This is a genomic window from Schaedlerella sp., from assembly GCF_056796775.1.
Map to the genome: position 1 here is coordinate 17,701 of NZ_JBQIKP010000050.1, position 16,011 is coordinate 33,711.

Genomic DNA, 16,011 nt, shown 5'->3' on the forward strand with positions numbered 1-16,011 from the left:
CTTTATGCTGATGCTCCCGATTTTTCCGACTTCAACATCAATTCCTGGTTAGAGTGGTCTTGGTGTCTGGCGGCCTCCTTTGTATTGAAAATACTTTACGAGATTTTCTGGATTCGGTATTTCAAGAGTGAAAAGACAATGCGGGATTTTTATGAGAATGGTTCTTTCACAGGCTGCATAATGGCTATGTAGGATAGAATACATGCGGAATGGAAATAACCACTCAGCATAGTTTGCAGATAAATAAAAACAGGTATTGACAAGCATTCGATATCAGGTTAAGATAAACCCATCATAAAAAGAAGGCAGGTGTGTGGATGTTAGTCGTTCTGTAATGACAAAAAACAACTGAATGAAAAAGGGGTAAGCACGGGAAGCGTCGTGTTTTATTTGGATACCCTTTTCGGCATAACTGCATGCCGGTTGTTTCTGCCTTACAGAATACTGCATACACCAGGATTTGACTGTCTTATTGCGATCAGATAGGATAGGGAAAGTATGGCTGTATTTGTCATACTTTTTTGTTGCTTTCAGAACAGTTCTTTTTTAGGAAATCCATGGTCTCAGTCTGTCCCGGCAGTTACCGGATCTACATGCAGGCATATCCGCCTGGCTTTTCTGCCTTGCGGGAATCAAACATGAAGAGAATAAAAAAGAAAGGTTGAATCAGAAAATGACAAATATAGAAGAAATCCTGGAATTTGACAGGATCAAACACTGGTGGGCCGGGCTGGCCCTTACTGAACGGGCAAAGGAAATGATCCAAACTACACAGCCCTTCCTGTCCGAGAGCGAACTGCGGGCAAGGCTGAGAGAAACCAGCGAGGCCAGAAAGCTGATCGAGATCCATGGAAATCCGCCGCTGGTCTCTCTGGAAGGGATCCGGGAATCGGTTCAGGCGGCAGTAAAGGGCGACTGTCTGTCTATCACACAGCTGGAGGAGGCCGAGCAGGCTCTGGCCGCTGTTGTCCGGCTGAAAAGCTACCTGAACCGGGCGAAGCAGTGGGAGATCTCGCTGGCATATTATGAAGAAAACCTGGACGGCCTTGAGGATGTGAAGGAACTGATCGGGCTCCAGATCCGGAATGGCAGGGTGGACGACAATGCGTCCAAATTGCTGAAATCCTTCCGGAATGAAATTGAAACCAACGAGAGAGGAATGCGGGAGAAGGCAGATGCGGTCATGCGCGCAAATAAGGAATGCCTTTCGGATCATTTCAGCACCATTCGGAACGGGCATCTGTGCATTCCGGTGAAAAAAGAATATAAGTACAAGATCCAGGGAAATGTGATCGATAAATCCTCCACGGGAAGCACCTTGTTCATCGAGCCTGTTTCTGTGGGACGTTTTTATGAAGCGCTTCAGCTTCTCTGTGTCTATGCGGAAAATGAGGAACGCCGGATCCTGTACGAGCTTTCTGCCATGATCGCTGACCAGGCTGAGGTGCTGGAGCAGGATATCCGCACGATGGAAAAGCTGGATTACATTTTTTCGAAGGGCAGGCTGAGCCTGGAATACGGCGGTACAGAGCCGGAGATCAATACGGAGCGTTACATGGCTTTTCAGGACGTGCGGCATCCGCTGATGGACCGGGAGGAATGCGTGCCGCTCCAGTTTGAGATTGGGAAAGGATACCGGGGGATCGTCATTACAGGGCCCAACACAGGCGGGAAGACGGTTGCCATCAAGACGGTGGCATTGAACTGTATGATGGCCCAATGCGGTCTGCACACGGCCTGCCGGGAGGCGGAGATCTGCATGAACAGCAATTTCCTGTGTGATATCGGGGACGGGCAGAACCTGTCTGAAAATCTTTCCACCTTTTCCGCCCACATCGCAAATGTACTGGATATTTTGAAACGGGTGGATCAGGACAGTCTTGTGGTCATGGATGAGCTGGGTTCCGGCACAGATCCGGCGGAGGGCATGGGAATCGCCGTCGCGATCCTGGAGGAGCTGCGAAAAAGCGGCGCGCTGTTTCTGGTCACGACCCATTACCCGGAGGTCAAGCAGTACGCGGATCAGAGAGAAGAGATCGTAAACGCCAGGATGACCTTTGACCGGGACAGCTTAAGGCCCCTTTATCAGCTGGTCATCGGAGAGGCGGGGGAAAGCTGCGCGTTCTATATCGCGGGGCGGATGGGCATGCCCGGGGACATGCTGAAAACCGCTATGGAGGCTGCTTATGGGAGCCGGGAGATTCCGCAAAACCTGGAACTGGCGGCGGCTAAGAACCGGCTGGAAAAGGTCCATACGCCGGGAATCCGCAGGAGAAAGCCGCAGGGAGCGGCACAGCCCAAGGGCAGGGAATTTCAGAGAGGCGACAGTGTGATGGTGTACCCGGATAAAAAGATCGGGATCATATGCCAGCCGATGAACGAAAAGGGGGTCCTGCGGGTGCAGCTCCGGGATAAAAAGATCTGGATCAATCAAAAGCGGATCAAGCTCCATGTGCCGGCGGAGAAGCTGTATCCGGAGGATTACGATTTTTCCATCATTTTTGACAGCGTAAAAAACCGGAAGCTGAGACATCAGATGGAACGGGGAAAAGAAATAGATGATTTTTTGTCGGATTTGGAGTAAAATACAGGAAAGAAGCATTTGTGCATTGTGAAGGTATGGAGGTAATAAAAAATGCAAGCAAATTCCATGTGTATCGCCTGTATGATCGACAAGCAGGAAAAGCTGATCCGGCCGTTTTCCGATGAACATAAAAAATCCGACTACATGCATCGGGTACTGGAAATCCTCTACAGGCACGGCCGCGCGGAGTCTTCGCCGTGGCTTGCGGAGCAGATCGGCCGGCTGTATGAGGACTTCTGGGGAGAATCTGAGGATTATACGGAGATCAAGCATCAGTATAACCAGCTGCTTCTGGCAAAGGAAAAGGAACTGGTGGGACGGATCCGGGAATCGGAGGATCCGGTAGAGGAGAGCATCAAGTATGTCTGCGCGGCAAATTATATCGACTTTTCCGCCGTGGAGCATGTTACGGAGCAGACCTTTGAAGCGCTGCTGGAAAAGGCGGCCCTGGAGACGGTTCCCCAGGAGGAGTACCAGGCATTTCAGCAGGATCTGAGAAAGGCGAAACGGCTGGTCTATCTGACCGACAACTGCGGGGAGATCGTATTGGACAAGGTGTTGATCCGTTTTTTGAAGGAAAGCTATCCAAACCTGCAGATTGCGGCGATCGTCAGAGGAAATGACGTGATCAATGACGCCACCATGGAAGATGCGCGGGAGGTGGGGCTGACAGATCTGGTGCCCTGTGTGGGAAATGACAACGGGGCGCCGGGCACGGTCCTCAAGCGGTTCAGCAGACAGACAAGGCGGCTCCTTCTGGATGCCGATGTGGTGATCTCCAAGGGCCAGGGAAATTTTGAAGGGCTGTTCGGGGAAGGGGTGAATCCCTATTACCTGTTTCTCTGTAAGTGTGAACTGTTCGTCCGCAGGTTCGGGCTGGAGCAGTATCAATCGGTGTTTGTGAAGGAAGAGCGGGTAAACATCATGACAGGAGGCGCGGATGGGAAGGGTGAGATCGAAAAAAAGGAAAAAGTTTAACACGGGGCGTACAGATCATTTTGAAGGGAATCGAATTATGCCATGTCACCAGTGATTTTTCATATAGATGTGAATTCCGCCTATTTAAGCTGGACGGCGGTAGAACAATTGAAGAACGGAGCAAAAGTGGATCTGCGGGAGATCCCGTCTATCATCGGCGGAGACAAGAAATCCCGCCACGGCGTGGTCCTGGCCAAGTCCATCTCTGCCAAAAAATACGGCATCCGTACCGGGGAGCCTGTGGTGAACGCATTCCGCAAGTGCCCCAATCTGGCGATGGAGCCGCCAAACCACAGGATGTACCGGGAAAAAAGCCAGAAGCTTATGGAATATCTGAGAGGATTTACCACGAAGATTGAGCAGGTCAGCGTGGACGAATGCTACCTGGATTTTACGGACATTGCGGATCGGTTTCCTTCCCCGCTGGATGCCGCGTTTCTGATGAAAAACGGGATCCGGGAGCGGTTCGGCTTTACGGTCAATATCGGAATCTCGGAGAACAAGCTGCTGGCAAAGATGGCCTCGGATTTTGAAAAGCCGGACAAGGTACATACACTGTTTTTAAGAGAAGTGCCCGTGAAAATGTGGCCTCTGCCTCTGGGAGAATTATTTATGGCGGGGCGCTCCAGCGTGGAGGCACTGAAAAAACTGGAGATCAATACCATCGGAGACTTGGCGAACGCAGACTTAAGTCTGATCGAACTGCACCTGAAAAGCCACGGGAAAATGCTGTGGGAGTTTGCCAACGGCATCGACCATTCGCCTGTTCAGTGGGAGCAGGCGGAAGCCAAGGGAATCGGAAATTCTACTACATTGGCGGAGGATGCGGCCACCTATGAGGAGGTCAGGGAAGTGTTTGCCGGACTGGCGGAGAGTGTGGGAAGGAGATTGCGCAAAGCCGGGCAGAAGGCCAACATGGTCAGCATGGAGATTAAATATCATGATTTTCAGTCCATATCCCATCAGACCCAGCTTTCGAAGCCTACCAGCGACGAACAGGTCTTGCTGGATACCGCATGCAGGCTGTTTCAGGAGGCATGGACCGGGGAACCGGTGCGTCTCTTAGGGATCCGTACGGCAAAGCTGGTGGACGCGGGGGAACCGGAGCAGATGTCCATCTTTGACCTGGAGCCGCAAAAGCCTATGGATGAAAAGCGGCAGAGGCTGAATGCGGCGATGAATCAGATCAGGAAAAAATATGGGGACGACGCGGTGATGAAGGCCAGCAGGATGAAGAAAGTAAAATAGTGATTCAAAGGGTCTGGGTCATACAATATAAAATTGATTGGCGATTGTGTAATTAGTGTGTAATAATAACAAAAAAGAGAGGAACGCTAATGAAGCAAAGAGACTTGATAAAAAATTAGAAGCAGCGGGTTTTGTCTTTGAGAGACATGGTCGAAATCATGATATATATAGACGTGGGAATGAAACAGAAAAGGTTCCAAGGCACAAGGAAGTCAATGAAAATCTGGCAAAGATGATACTGAGAAAATGGAAATTATCATTGGAGGAATCATATGAAATGGCAAGGGATGCGATCGGGCTGTCTGGAATCTCCATGGAAGATCAGAAAGAAGAGATTCCAATTCCATCAGACCATGATACAGCGATAGAAAAGGTACAGCTAGATACGGAGATCGTCGATTTTTCAAAAGGAATTCTAACCTATGTGGATGTTGATTTTTCCGAGTACAGGAAAAAAGTAGATACAAAAACAGTCAGCAGAAAAACAGGTACATCTTTTGGATGAAGAAATAAAAACGTCCGCTTTCCGATATGACAGCATGAAAGCTGCGGAAGGAAAGCGGATGTTTTCGTTTGTCTATGCTAAGGAACTGTCCCCAAATAACTTCCCATATTCCTTGTCTTTCTCTCCTGGAGCACTACCAAAAAATCAGTTACATAGCCCGCTATGCGCCTGATTTTTTGGTAGCACTCCTGAAGAGAAATCCTGCGGACTATCGGGAAGTTATTTTGTGCCAGTTCCTAAGGAATTGCGCAAAAATCACTTACTATTTTGGTTCCTAATACCGGGATCGTCTGCGCCGCGCTGCCTCCTGCCGGCGTATGGTTTCACGCCGCCGCTGTGCCTCTTCCCGTCTGGCCCGCTTCCGGTAGGCAAATTCCTCCTGCCTTCTGGCAGAGCGGGCCGGGGCCAGAAAGACCCAGCAGATGATCTGAACGGTCATGATCCCGAAAAAAGCGCCGATGCTGTCGATGCCCACATCCTTTACCGAGGGGCCGCGTCCGGCGACAAAGGACTGGTGGTATTCGTCTCCTGCCGCGAAAGCGACGCAGATGAACCCGGCCACCAGCATCAGCGGGAATCCCCGCAGCCCGTATACATAGAACGGAAAGGAAACCGCAACGGCCAGCAGAAAATATTCCGTCATATGCGCCAGCTTCCGGACCGGATATCCGATCTGGTCTGCATAATCCGCAATCTGTGTCTCATCCAGTCCTTTATCCAGGATTTCATTTCCAATCTCCACAATCTTATAACTGACCTGATAGCTCAGATTGCTCGAAGCACCGGCGTCCTGAGCGGAAAAGCCGTAGATGACGTACATCATGGCAAGGGCCGGAAGAAATGACAAAGGCTTCAAAAAGAATATGATAATATGCTTCATAAATGATCACTCCATAAATATGTAAATAATGTGCAGAGGGGCTGTATTTATATACAGCTTCTTACTATGCCGCGGTTCACGGAAGAAAAACTGTGAACTGCGGTTTTATAGTTCTGCTGTTCCTATATGTGTTCACTGCAATTCCATCGTTCCTACAGCTACTAAGTATGACACGGAATATTGGATTTGTAAAGTGTCAGTTACATATCCAGATCATTGAAATTTGCCCGATGGCAAAGGGCTTAATGCCTGAAACGGCTGTTTTATAGGTCGGATGCCCTGTGGCAGGTGTGCGACACTGTATGCACAGTAACCAAAAAGGGTGTAAAAGAATTGTGATATCTGTAATATGACTTATGGAAAGAGGAGGAATTTCCGGGAAATACAGAAAAATAATATTGACAAATTCTTCGCAGATTACAACCATCTACGAAAAACTTCATAGTATATCTCGACATCTGTTACAATACACCCAACAGATAGATTTGTCAACACCCATTTTTTCCCGGAGCATCATATCGCTTCAGTCAGGAAGGCATAATAATACAGTAAATTTGCTATATACAGATTTTCTTTATACAAAAGGTATTTAAATTATCTTGTTTAGCTCTTGAAAGTCTTATAGTTAGAAGAAATAAGGTGATTTTTAAGGTGATAAAGTGGTTTGATAAATCGGTCTGCTTTTCATGAATCCTGTTTTCATGGGCTTTTCAACGCTTTCTCGCAGATGGTTGTAATCTGCGATTCAAAACATAGGCTACCTCGGCAGACAAAAAGCAAAATCCATGATTTAGGACGATGATCAATGAAGCAAAATGACAAGGAACATCAATTTCATTACTGTGTTCTCTACACGCAGACATTGAAGCAGCGGGAAGTGACAGCGGTATTGAAAAAATCCCTTCCGGAGGGGAGGGGCACTGTATTTTATCCCTGCATTGAGCTGTGGAGGCACGATAGGAAAGAGACAGAGATCCGGGCGCTTTTTCCGGGATATCTATTTGTCCGTTCTGATATGGAGCCGGAGGAGCTCCATCACTTTATTGAAGAGCATCGGAGGGACGTATCGTCCTTCATCAAGGAGCTGCGTATCAGTGAAAAGAAGATTTCCGGCGGCGATGCCGCTGAGAGAGCGGATGAGGTCAATGAATACCAATATATCCGGATGAATCTGAAAGAAGATGAGAGGGCATTTTTAGATTTTCTTCTGGCCTGCGGAAATGAGGATACGGATCAGGAAGCAGGCGGGGATGCGAAAGGAAAAGACGGTACATGCAGAGAGGATACGCAAAGAGCCGGGATATGCAAAAATAACCATGGGGAAGAATCAGCGGCAGCGCTCCGGATTCCCTCGGAAGGCGTTCTGTGGATGTCCTACGGATACCGGGAAGGCGGGAAATATGTTGTCATGAAAGGGCCGCTGAAGGAATACCAGAACCGCATCGCCAAGGTAAACGCCCATGACCGGAAAGCGTATCTGGACATCAAGATCAACGGACGTGCCGTAAGGGCGGGATTTGAACTCAAGCCGAAACGGTACTGGTTCCCCGATGACAGCGACGCGCCCATGGTCCTGCATGACGGGACAGAAGTGAATCTGGAAAACCTCCGGAATATGATGATGGGGGCGAAGAAGCAGAGATAAGAGGTTCCTTTCGGGCACCATTTCATACAGGTTTCTTCGGAGCGGGGATCATGTGATCAGACATCCATGGATTCATCAGGAGTCAGTAGAATAAAGGAGAAAAATCATGCGTTAGTTTAGAATGCTTTGATTTGAAAAGATGATGACGGACGGGTAGTCGCTGTATACGTTACCCCACCCCTGATTCTGGTCATAGCGCGCAATCGGAGCGTGGGATGAGATTCCGGAAAGGATTCATCAAACCTGCGGGTGGCGAAGCCTGCCCAAAAATCAGAAGGTTTTGTATGAATGAGGAAAAGGAAGCTTATGGCACGGATGGCGAAGCTATGCCCAAAAGGGGAAAAGGAAAGATCATCAGATGAATAGAATAAGATTAATTTGTAAAGGGGCTGCGGGAATTTCCGGCAACCCCTTCATTATTATGTGCATATATGAAATGAAAAGGAGCGAAAATGACAGACATTGCGGCAAGGTGTATCAGGGAACAGCCCAGATTCAAAGGCATTTTTAAGAATAAAGGAAAATTCGAGAGGCGGGTCATGCTTGCGTCGCCTACCATGCACAATGAGGAAAAAACGTTTATAGACAAAGCATTTGACGAGGGTTTCGCAGGCAGAAACATCGCCAGGCTGGAAAAGGAAGCGTCAGAATACATTGGCGTAAAACATGCGGTGGCACTCAGTTCCGGCACTGCGGCAATGCACATGGCGGTAAAGCTCGCCGCGGAACGGATCTATGGCAGCACATCGACAATCTCCGCTGCCGGCGGTCTCGGAAAGGCGGGGGCATTGCACGGAAAGCGAGTGTTCTGCTCCGATTTTGCATCCTCTACCATGGCAGACGCCATTCTCTTTGAGGGCGGGGAGCCAGTCTTTGTGGACGCTTCAGACGAGGACTGGTCCATGGACCCGGAAGTGCTGGAGATCGCGTTTCAGCGGTATCCTGACGTGAAACTCGTTATGATGAACCATGCGTATGGATTTCCCGGACAGATCCTGAGGATTCAGGAAATCTGCGAGGCCCACGGCGCGTTACTCATTGAGGACGCGTCAGAATCTCTGGGAGCAAAGGTTTGCGGAAAGCAGACAGGGGCATTTGGCGACTATGGAATCCTGAGCTTCGGCAGCGATAAGATCATTACGGGGTCTGTTGGCGGGATGCTTCTTACGAATGATGATTACAGCGCCAAAAAGGCGAGAAGCCGGGCATCCCATTCCAGAGCCGCGGCGCCATGGAGCCAGCACGAGGAGCTGGGGGATGACTGCCGGATGAGCGATCTCGTTGCGGGGCTGATCCTTGGACAGTTCCGGCATCTGGAGGAACATATCGCGAAGAAACGGGCGATTTATGAGAGATATCTGGAGGAGCTGGACGGGGATATCATGTATATGAACCCGGTGGGCGAGGGGACGGAGCCGAATTATTGGATGTCCTGTATGACTTGCGAGAGCAATATTCAGTTCAAGGAAACCAGGTCGGAGCGGGAGTATACCTACACGAACCAGCACGGGACGGCATCGCCGATGGAGATCTATGACGCGCTGGAAGCGTTTAATGTGGAGAGCAGGCCGGTGTATAAGCCGATGAGTATGCAGCCGGTATTTCGGGAATTTGATCAGATCACGCTGGATGGGTCTAAGAGGGAGTATGCGGAATTTGACCGGGAGGAGTTCTGGGTGCGGTGCGATGTGGCGAAGGATTGTTTTGAGAGAGGGCTGTGTCTGCCGTCGGATATTAAGATGACGGGGGAGGAGCAGGAGCGGATTATTGAGATCGTGAGGTCTTGTTTTGATTGAAATGGAAAAATGGAATGATTATGCACATTTTTATTTTGATGATTGAAGATTAATGCAGATCATGGATCATATATAGATGTTTATACAGAAATAGTTGTAGGGTATGTTGGGAATAAGCATTATCTAGATAAATCATGTTTTATCCACTCTATAAATATTTTGGGTAGGGATTAGAAAGGGCTATCAATCGTTATGGGAAAAGTAATTAGAAATTTCCTTATTGCTGGAACAGGAGTGGCTGCAACATACGGTATCATGAAAGCTGTTGCGAAGAAAAGAACCGAGCCGACGGATATTGATGATGATAATCCATATATAGAAACTTACGATTGTGCGCGTCCCGGAGATGAGAAAGCGGCAAGTTCCGTACATGAGAACAAAGCAACCCGGACAACTTATGAACGGGTGGTTAAACCATTTTTAGATCAGATACTCTCATTCATTGGGTTAGTAGTCTTAATTCCGGTGTTTGGAGTGATTAGTTTAGCTGTGTATATTGATGATCCAGGTCCAGTATTCTTCACACAGAAAAGGATAGGGAAGGATAAACACTATATACTGATTCATAAGTTCAGAAGTATGAAAATGAATACGCCCCACAATGTACCGACGCATCAGTTGGAAAATCCAGAGAAGTACATCACAAAGGTCGGAAAGGTGCTGAGGGCAAGTTCTTTAGACGAACTTCCCCAAATCTGGGATATATTTAGAAAACGGATGTCAGTAATAGGTCCAAGGCCGGCACTTTGGAACCAGGATGATTTAGTGGCTGAACGCGATAAGTACGGTGCAAATAGTGTATTGCCAGGACTCACAGGGCTTGCGCAGATAAGAGGTAGGGATGAACTGGAGATAGTTGAGAAGGCAAGGATTGATGGGGAGTATGTAAGCTCTCTGTCCTTCGTGACTGACTGTAAGTGCTTCTTTGGGACGATAGAAAGTGTACTGAAGCATGATGGTATAGTTGAAGGTGGTACAGGAAGTAGGAGCAGTTATCGTCCAATCAAATCTGTTAATCCAGCAGATGTTGGTTTTGAAGATTATGGATATAAGAAGAAGTTCCATATAGATAAACATGCTCATAAAAGTGTTCTAATCGCAGGGGCAGGCTCTTATATTGGCGAGTCTTTCAAGACTTACTGTGAGAGTTACTATCCGAATATAGAATGCACAACCATCGATATGGTGGATGGGAACTGGCGTGAATATGATTTCAGTAGGTATGACACCATTTTTCATGTTGCGGGAATAGCTCATGCAGATGTGGGAAAGGCTGCAGTAGAAGAGCAGAAAAAGTATTATGAAGTGAACACAGATCTTGCAGTTGAATGCTGCAAAAAAGCTAAGGCATCAGGGGTTAAGCAGTTTATCCTTATGTCCTCTATGATTATTTATGGGGGAGCGGAAAGGATTGATGAACACACAGTACCAGAACCGCAGAATTTTTATGGAAACAGTAAATGGCTTGCGGATAAGGGTGTGCGGGAATTGGATGACAAAGATTTCCATGTTGCGGTGCTGAGGCCTCCAATGATTTATGGCAGAGGCTCTAAAGGTAACTATCCGATATTAAGCAAGATAGCCAGAAAGCTAGCTGTGTTTCCGGATGTGGATAATAGAAGATCCATGCTTTATATAGAAAATCTATGTGAATTTGTAAGCCTGTTGGTGCTTAGTAATAGTGGGGGAGTGTTTTTTCCGCAGAATAAAGGATATGCTTCTACATCACGATTAGTCCACGAGATTTCGATAACAGTAGATAAACCGACTTATACAATTAAGTTGCTGAATTTTTTTGCTTTTGCGGCCAAACATGTTCCGCTTGGAAAAGTTCAGGGCATATTCAGGAAGGCCTTTGGCAACTCATACTATATTCAGAAGTTGTCAGTGTATGAAGGGATGGATTATCAGAAGGTAGACTTACGATCATCAATTATTGAAACAGAATCAGACCGGATTTCTGTGGCAGGTTAGGGAGACAACTAATGAACATTGCAATTATAGACTGTTTTGACACATGGGAACATCGCGCCGATTTGTTATTAAAAATGTTGGTGGAACAAGGACATAGTGTAGAGGTCTTGATGTCTGATTTCAGGCATATAGAAAAATGCCGAAGATTTGATACGAAAGATAACTTCAAATTTTTTACCGCTGAACCATATAAAAAAAATATTAGCATCAGACGGCTGCATAGTCATACTCAGCTTAGTCTAGACATGTTTTCATGGGTGGAAGAGCATGAGCGAAAGATTGATATTTTGTGGGTTTTTGCTCCGCCGAATAGTTTCGTTAAAAATGCGGCAGAGATTAAAAAGAAATATGACCATATAAAACTTGTCATAGATTTGATTGATTTGTGGCCGGAAACGATGCCGATGGGAGGATTAAAGCACACCCCTCCATTTTATGTATGGAGGATGATTAGAGATGAGAATCTGAAATATGCTGATGTGATAGTAACTGAGTGTAATTTATATAGAAGGGTATTAGGTCATGTGCTTGATGGAAAAAAAGTTGAAACGCTTTATTTGGCGCGTGAAAATATAGGATATCTACCACATCTAAATTTGCCGGATGATCAAATTAATCTTTGCTACCTTGGTTCTATTAACAATATTATAGACATCAATATAATAGGGAGAATAATAGAAAAGTGCAGAAAGATTAGGCCTGTAAAACTGATTATTGTTGGGAATGGAGAGAAGAAATATGAACTCTGCAGTATCGCCAAGGAAGCGGGAGCAAAAGTTGATTTCAGAGGTACAGTGTATGACAAAAAAGAAAAGCAGAGGATATTTGACTCTTGCCATTATGGATTGAACATAATGAAAGATAGTGTCTGCATTGGGCTTACCATGAAAAGCATTGACTACTTCGAGTCAGGATTACCTATAATAAATAACATTAAAGGCGATACGTGGGATGTTATTGAGACGTATGGATGTGGGATGAATATTGACAAAGAAATAAATATTGGAAATGAGAAAGATTTTTCAAATGCAAAATGGTATGTGGATAGACGGAAGAATAGCAGAGGATTCTTTGAGTCTCATCTTACAGAAGATGTTTTTAGAAAGAAAATGATGTGTTTGATATAAGCAAGACGTTCAAAATACGAGTTTTCTTAAAAAATCCGAAAGAAGTAGGAAAGATGGTGTGAAATTGGAAGAGAATGTGGAAAATAAGAAGAGCATATTAATGATTACAGCTTTTCCTCCGTGTAGCAGGACCGCAGGACAAAATTATACAAAAAGAGTAATTGAAGAACTTGTGAGATCAGATTATGACGTGTCGTTGATATCATTTGAATATCCAGGACATGCTATGGAGGTTCCTGATACCGTTCATATACTGAAAGTGTGTAGACCTAATATGCTTAATTGCATAAAGCATATTACGTACCATCCTTTTTTTACAAAACGATATGACTCAAAATTGGTCAGATATATTCAAAAGATTTCCAATATGTATGATTTAGTATATTTTGATTTTTCTCAAGTTATGATTTATTCCATTTTCTTGAAGCATCCACTTAAGTTATTTATGTGTCATGATATTATATATCAACGGTATTCCAGGAGAAAAATACCGTTTAATGTTTATCTGATAAAAAAGACAGAGTCAAGAATACTGAATCACGGCGACAGAATTTTTACGTTCAGCAAAAAAGACTGCAAATTGCTTGAAAAGAATTATAATGTCAATTCGCAACCAGTTAATTTCTATCTCAAGACAGATAAAAGCTTTAAGTACGATGGGGTTGAAACAAAGGCTAATCTGTTCTGCTTTTATGGGGCTTGGAATCGAAAGGAAAATATAGAAAGCCTGATATGGTTTATTAATAAAGTTTCAAAGCGCATTGTTCCAAAAATCAAATATATTGTGATAGGCGGAGGAATGGATGAAAAAAACAAGCTCAAGATTGAAAGTGACAAAAGATTTAAGGTGATAGGTTATGTAGACAATCCATTAAATGAAATTGCAAAGTGCCAAGCATTGATTGCACCGTTAAAAAAGGGAGCGGGCGTGAAGGTAAAAGTAGTTGACACTTTGACGACAGGAACTCCCGTAATCGGGACAGATGTTTCATTTGAAGGTATTGGTGACAATTCCAATATAACTCTTTTCAAGCATGCAACCAAAATAGAAGACTATATTAATATTTTGAATGGATGGCAGTTTGTAGATAAAAAAGTAAAGGAATTAGCTGCGGAAGAATTCTATAACAGGTACAATGCTAATCACATAGTAGAAATTATTAATGAGGAAATGTTGAAAAAATATTAATTTTGGAATGAACGGAATTATTGATGGAAAGAAAAGAATCAAGTCAGCTAATATGCGAATTAACAAATGGTCAAAAAAAGCAATACGGGAAATTTAATCATGGCATGACAAAGTAACGCATGAATATAGTATTAATTCCAAGTGAGCAAGTGAATGAGAACTATAATATACGATAATATGAATACATAGACTAGAAATGATTTTATTGATATTATGAAGGCCTTTGGAATCATTTCTGTTGTGATAGGACATTGTTTCGATTTGATGATTCCTGTATTCAATGTAAGTATTACAATATTAGTGTACACCTATCATCTAATGATTTTTTCTTTGTTTCAGGGTACTGCTTAAAAATGAAAGAAGGTAGAAAAATGACGTTAATGATAAGTAATCATAAATATGATTTGGGGAAAGTATATTTAACTTTATATTTATTTGCTTTTATTTTTGCGCCGCCGCTTATTGTAAGGCTTAATTTTTTTCATATTTTATTTATGTACACTGTGATGGTCTTGGCGCTAAGATACAGAGTATCAGTAAATAAAGCTTTTCAGGATGAAATTACAAAGACATTTTATGCAGGATATGGCATTCTGTTGGTCTATGTTATGTTTTTGATGTTTTTGTGTATACTTTCTGGAAAAATCAATTTAATAAATGAAGTGACACAGTTGTATCGTACTTTTATGGTTGTGGTAGAATTGCCTGTTTGCGCAATTTATATAGCACTATATTGCAAAAAATACAGATATAATTATTTAGAATTGATAAAATCAATAATTGCGGCAGGTCTCATTCAGTCTGTGTTTACAATACTGATGGTAAGTTCTCCAGATATAAAGGCCAGAATAGTTGAATTCATGTCAAAGACAAATGGTGATGGCGGAAGTTTCTTGAATATGTCCGCATGGGAGTATGCAAGAAGATATAATGCGTTTTCTAATAATCTTCAGGATGCATTGGGGTGGGGAACCGGTATAATTGCGGCATTGGCATTATTTATGGCATTAAAATATAAAAAGAAGTATTTCTGGGTAATGCCGATTTTGTTTTTAGTTCCTCTTTTTAACTCTGTTACAGGAGTCATATTTGTGTTTGTGGTTAGTGCAATTATTTTATTGCCGTATTTTTTTAAAAGAAATTTTCAAAGTATAAAATATATTATTGGCTTATTAATATTTTCCATCGCAGTCGTTTGTATTGTGAAGACAACAAATCCCTTTGTCTATAATTGGGTCAAACAAAATCTATTGGCTATAGGTAAATTAGGTAAGGGTTCCGCATCATATACATCATTTGGACATTTGATGAATAACAGCAACTGGCAGTTTCCGGATAGTCCCCTGGAGTTTTTGTTTGGGACAGGACATAATGTGATGGGAGATGCTGTCGGCTATCATCATGCAGACCCCGGAATCACAAACAATATATGGCTCATGGGATTGTTAGGAACAGTATATTTATATGTTTTTTGGTTTTTTATATTACGAAAAGCTGGAAGTAAGGTAGGAAAAGGGTTTAAAAGCCTGTATTTTGCACTATGGGTGTGTCTTACACTGTTTGAAATCAAAGGGCTTTCTAATTTTTACAATCCTGGATTGGCAGTGACTGTATGCCTGTTATTTTCATCCCTCGCTATTGATAAGTCAGATAAAGCGAAGGATATGGCATGAATTGGTAACAGAAGAGGAGTTTGAAGGAAATTGGAAGAGCAAAAAGAATCTTATAGTTATGAAGATATATTTTTTTCTGTTATTGTACCAATATATCAAGTTAAAGAGTACCTGAAAGAATCAATCGAGAGCATTATAAAACAAAATGCAGATAGCTGTGAAATCATATTAGTAGATGACGGTTCTACAGATGGTTCTGCAGAACTATGTGATGTATTTGCCGCTGAGAATGGATATGTCAGAACAATTCACCAGAAAAATGCAGGGTTGTCTGCGGCAAGAAACACAGGCATAAAAGCCGCAAGTGGAATCTATATTGTATTGCTGGATGGAGATGATAAACTGTGTATAAATGCGCTTAATAGTTTATATGATCATCTTATAATGAACAATTATCCTGACGTAGCGGCAC

General features: G+C 44.0%; 12 protein-coding genes. 11 read left to right on the forward strand and 1 reads right to left on the reverse strand.

What is annotated here, in order from left to right; all coding sequences use genetic code 11:
- Positions 1-673 precede the first annotated feature (673 nt).
- Genes ACTOY7_RS17725 through ACTOY7_RS17740 form a run of 4 tightly spaced genes read left to right on the forward strand, consistent with a single transcriptional unit; the run spans position 674 to position 5,315 of the window.
- Positions 674-2,584, forward strand: coding sequence for an endonuclease MutS2 (locus ACTOY7_RS17725; protein ID WP_482671668.1), 1,911 nt, complete (start codon positions 674-676; stop codon positions 2,582-2,584).
- A 51-nt stretch (positions 2,585-2,635) separates the two neighbouring features.
- Entirely contained in the window at positions 2,636-3,562 is a 927-nt protein-coding gene (locus ACTOY7_RS17730; RefSeq protein ID WP_482671669.1) for a damage-control phosphatase ARMT1 family protein, read from the forward strand.
- A 42-nt stretch (positions 3,563-3,604) separates the two neighbouring features.
- On the forward strand, positions 3,605-4,810 hold the full coding sequence (locus ACTOY7_RS17735) for a DNA polymerase Y family protein (RefSeq protein WP_482671670.1): 1,206 nt from the start codon (positions 3,605-3,607) through the stop codon (positions 4,808-4,810).
- Positions 4,811-4,865: 55 nt separating this feature from the next.
- Positions 4,866-5,315: a type II toxin-antitoxin system HicA family toxin gene (locus ACTOY7_RS17740; protein WP_482671671.1), complete on the forward strand. Its 450-nt coding sequence runs from the start codon at positions 4,866-4,868 to the stop codon at positions 5,313-5,315.
- Between the two features lie 274 nt (positions 5,316-5,589).
- Here ACTOY7_RS17740 and ACTOY7_RS17745 read toward each other — a convergent pair whose 3' ends face one another.
- Positions 5,590-6,195: a VanZ family protein gene (locus tag ACTOY7_RS17745; protein WP_160283381.1), complete on the reverse strand. Its 606-nt coding sequence runs from the start codon at positions 6,193-6,195 to the stop codon at positions 5,590-5,592.
- A gap of 805 nt (positions 6,196-7,000) precedes the next feature.
- On the opposite strand from ACTOY7_RS17745, the gene ACTOY7_RS17750 reads away from it, so the two are divergent.
- The 7 genes from ACTOY7_RS17750 to ACTOY7_RS17780 form a co-directional block, all read left to right on the forward strand.
- Positions 7,001-7,840 carry a transcription termination/antitermination NusG family protein gene (locus ACTOY7_RS17750; RefSeq protein ID WP_482672718.1) on the forward strand — a complete coding sequence of 280 codons (840 nt, stop codon included), beginning with the start codon at positions 7,001-7,003 and terminating at the stop codon, positions 7,838-7,840.
- Positions 7,841-8,292: 452 nt separating this feature from the next.
- Positions 8,293-9,636 (forward strand): DegT/DnrJ/EryC1/StrS family aminotransferase, encoded by a 1,344-nt coding sequence (locus tag ACTOY7_RS17755; RefSeq protein ID WP_482672719.1) that lies wholly within the window; start codon positions 8,293-8,295, stop codon positions 9,634-9,636.
- Between the two features lie 192 nt (positions 9,637-9,828).
- Positions 9,829-11,610 carry a sugar transferase gene (locus tag ACTOY7_RS17760; protein ID WP_482672720.1) on the forward strand — a complete coding sequence of 594 codons (1,782 nt, stop codon included), beginning with the start codon at positions 9,829-9,831 and terminating at the stop codon, positions 11,608-11,610.
- Positions 11,611-11,621: 11 nt separating this feature from the next.
- A complete protein-coding gene (locus tag ACTOY7_RS17765) occupies positions 11,622-12,737 on the forward strand; it encodes a glycosyltransferase family protein (RefSeq protein ID WP_482672721.1) in 1,116 nt (371 codons plus the stop codon).
- A 58-nt stretch (positions 12,738-12,795) separates the two neighbouring features.
- On the forward strand, positions 12,796-13,926 hold the full coding sequence (locus tag ACTOY7_RS17770) for a glycosyltransferase (RefSeq protein WP_482672722.1): 1,131 nt from the start codon (positions 12,796-12,798) through the stop codon (positions 13,924-13,926).
- Between the two features lie 371 nt (positions 13,927-14,297).
- Positions 14,298-15,599, forward strand: a complete 1,302-nt coding sequence (locus ACTOY7_RS17775; protein WP_482672723.1) for a hypothetical protein — start codon at positions 14,298-14,300, stop codon at positions 15,597-15,599.
- 30 nt (positions 15,600-15,629) lie between these two features.
- The coding region (locus ACTOY7_RS17780; RefSeq protein ID WP_482672724.1) for a glycosyltransferase at positions 15,630-16,011 on the forward strand (382 nt) is incomplete at its 3' end.

Bases quoted from the DNA above. Each gene is read 5' to 3' on its own strand.
- ACTOY7_RS17725 (WP_482671668.1), top strand. From the start codon at position 674: ATGACAAATATAGAAGAAATCCTGGAATTTGACAGGATCAAACACTGG.
- ACTOY7_RS17730 (WP_482671669.1), top strand. From the start codon at position 2,636: ATGCAAGCAAATTCCATGTGTATCGCCTGTATGATCGACAAGCAGGAA.
- ACTOY7_RS17735 (WP_482671670.1), top strand. From the start codon at position 3,605: ATGTCACCAGTGATTTTTCATATAGATGTGAATTCCGCCTATTTAAGC.
- ACTOY7_RS17745 (WP_160283381.1), bottom strand. From the start codon at position 6,195: ATGAAGCATATTATCATATTCTTTTTGAAGCCTTTGTCATTTCTTCCG.
- ACTOY7_RS17750 (WP_482672718.1), top strand. From the start codon at position 7,001: ATGAAGCAAAATGACAAGGAACATCAATTTCATTACTGTGTTCTCTAC.
- ACTOY7_RS17755 (WP_482672719.1), top strand. From the start codon at position 8,293: ATGACAGACATTGCGGCAAGGTGTATCAGGGAACAGCCCAGATTCAAA.
- ACTOY7_RS17760 (WP_482672720.1), top strand. From the start codon at position 9,829: ATGGGAAAAGTAATTAGAAATTTCCTTATTGCTGGAACAGGAGTGGCT.
- ACTOY7_RS17765 (WP_482672721.1), top strand. From the start codon at position 11,622: ATGAACATTGCAATTATAGACTGTTTTGACACATGGGAACATCGCGCC.
- ACTOY7_RS17775 (WP_482672723.1), top strand. From the start codon at position 14,298: ATGACGTTAATGATAAGTAATCATAAATATGATTTGGGGAAAGTATAT.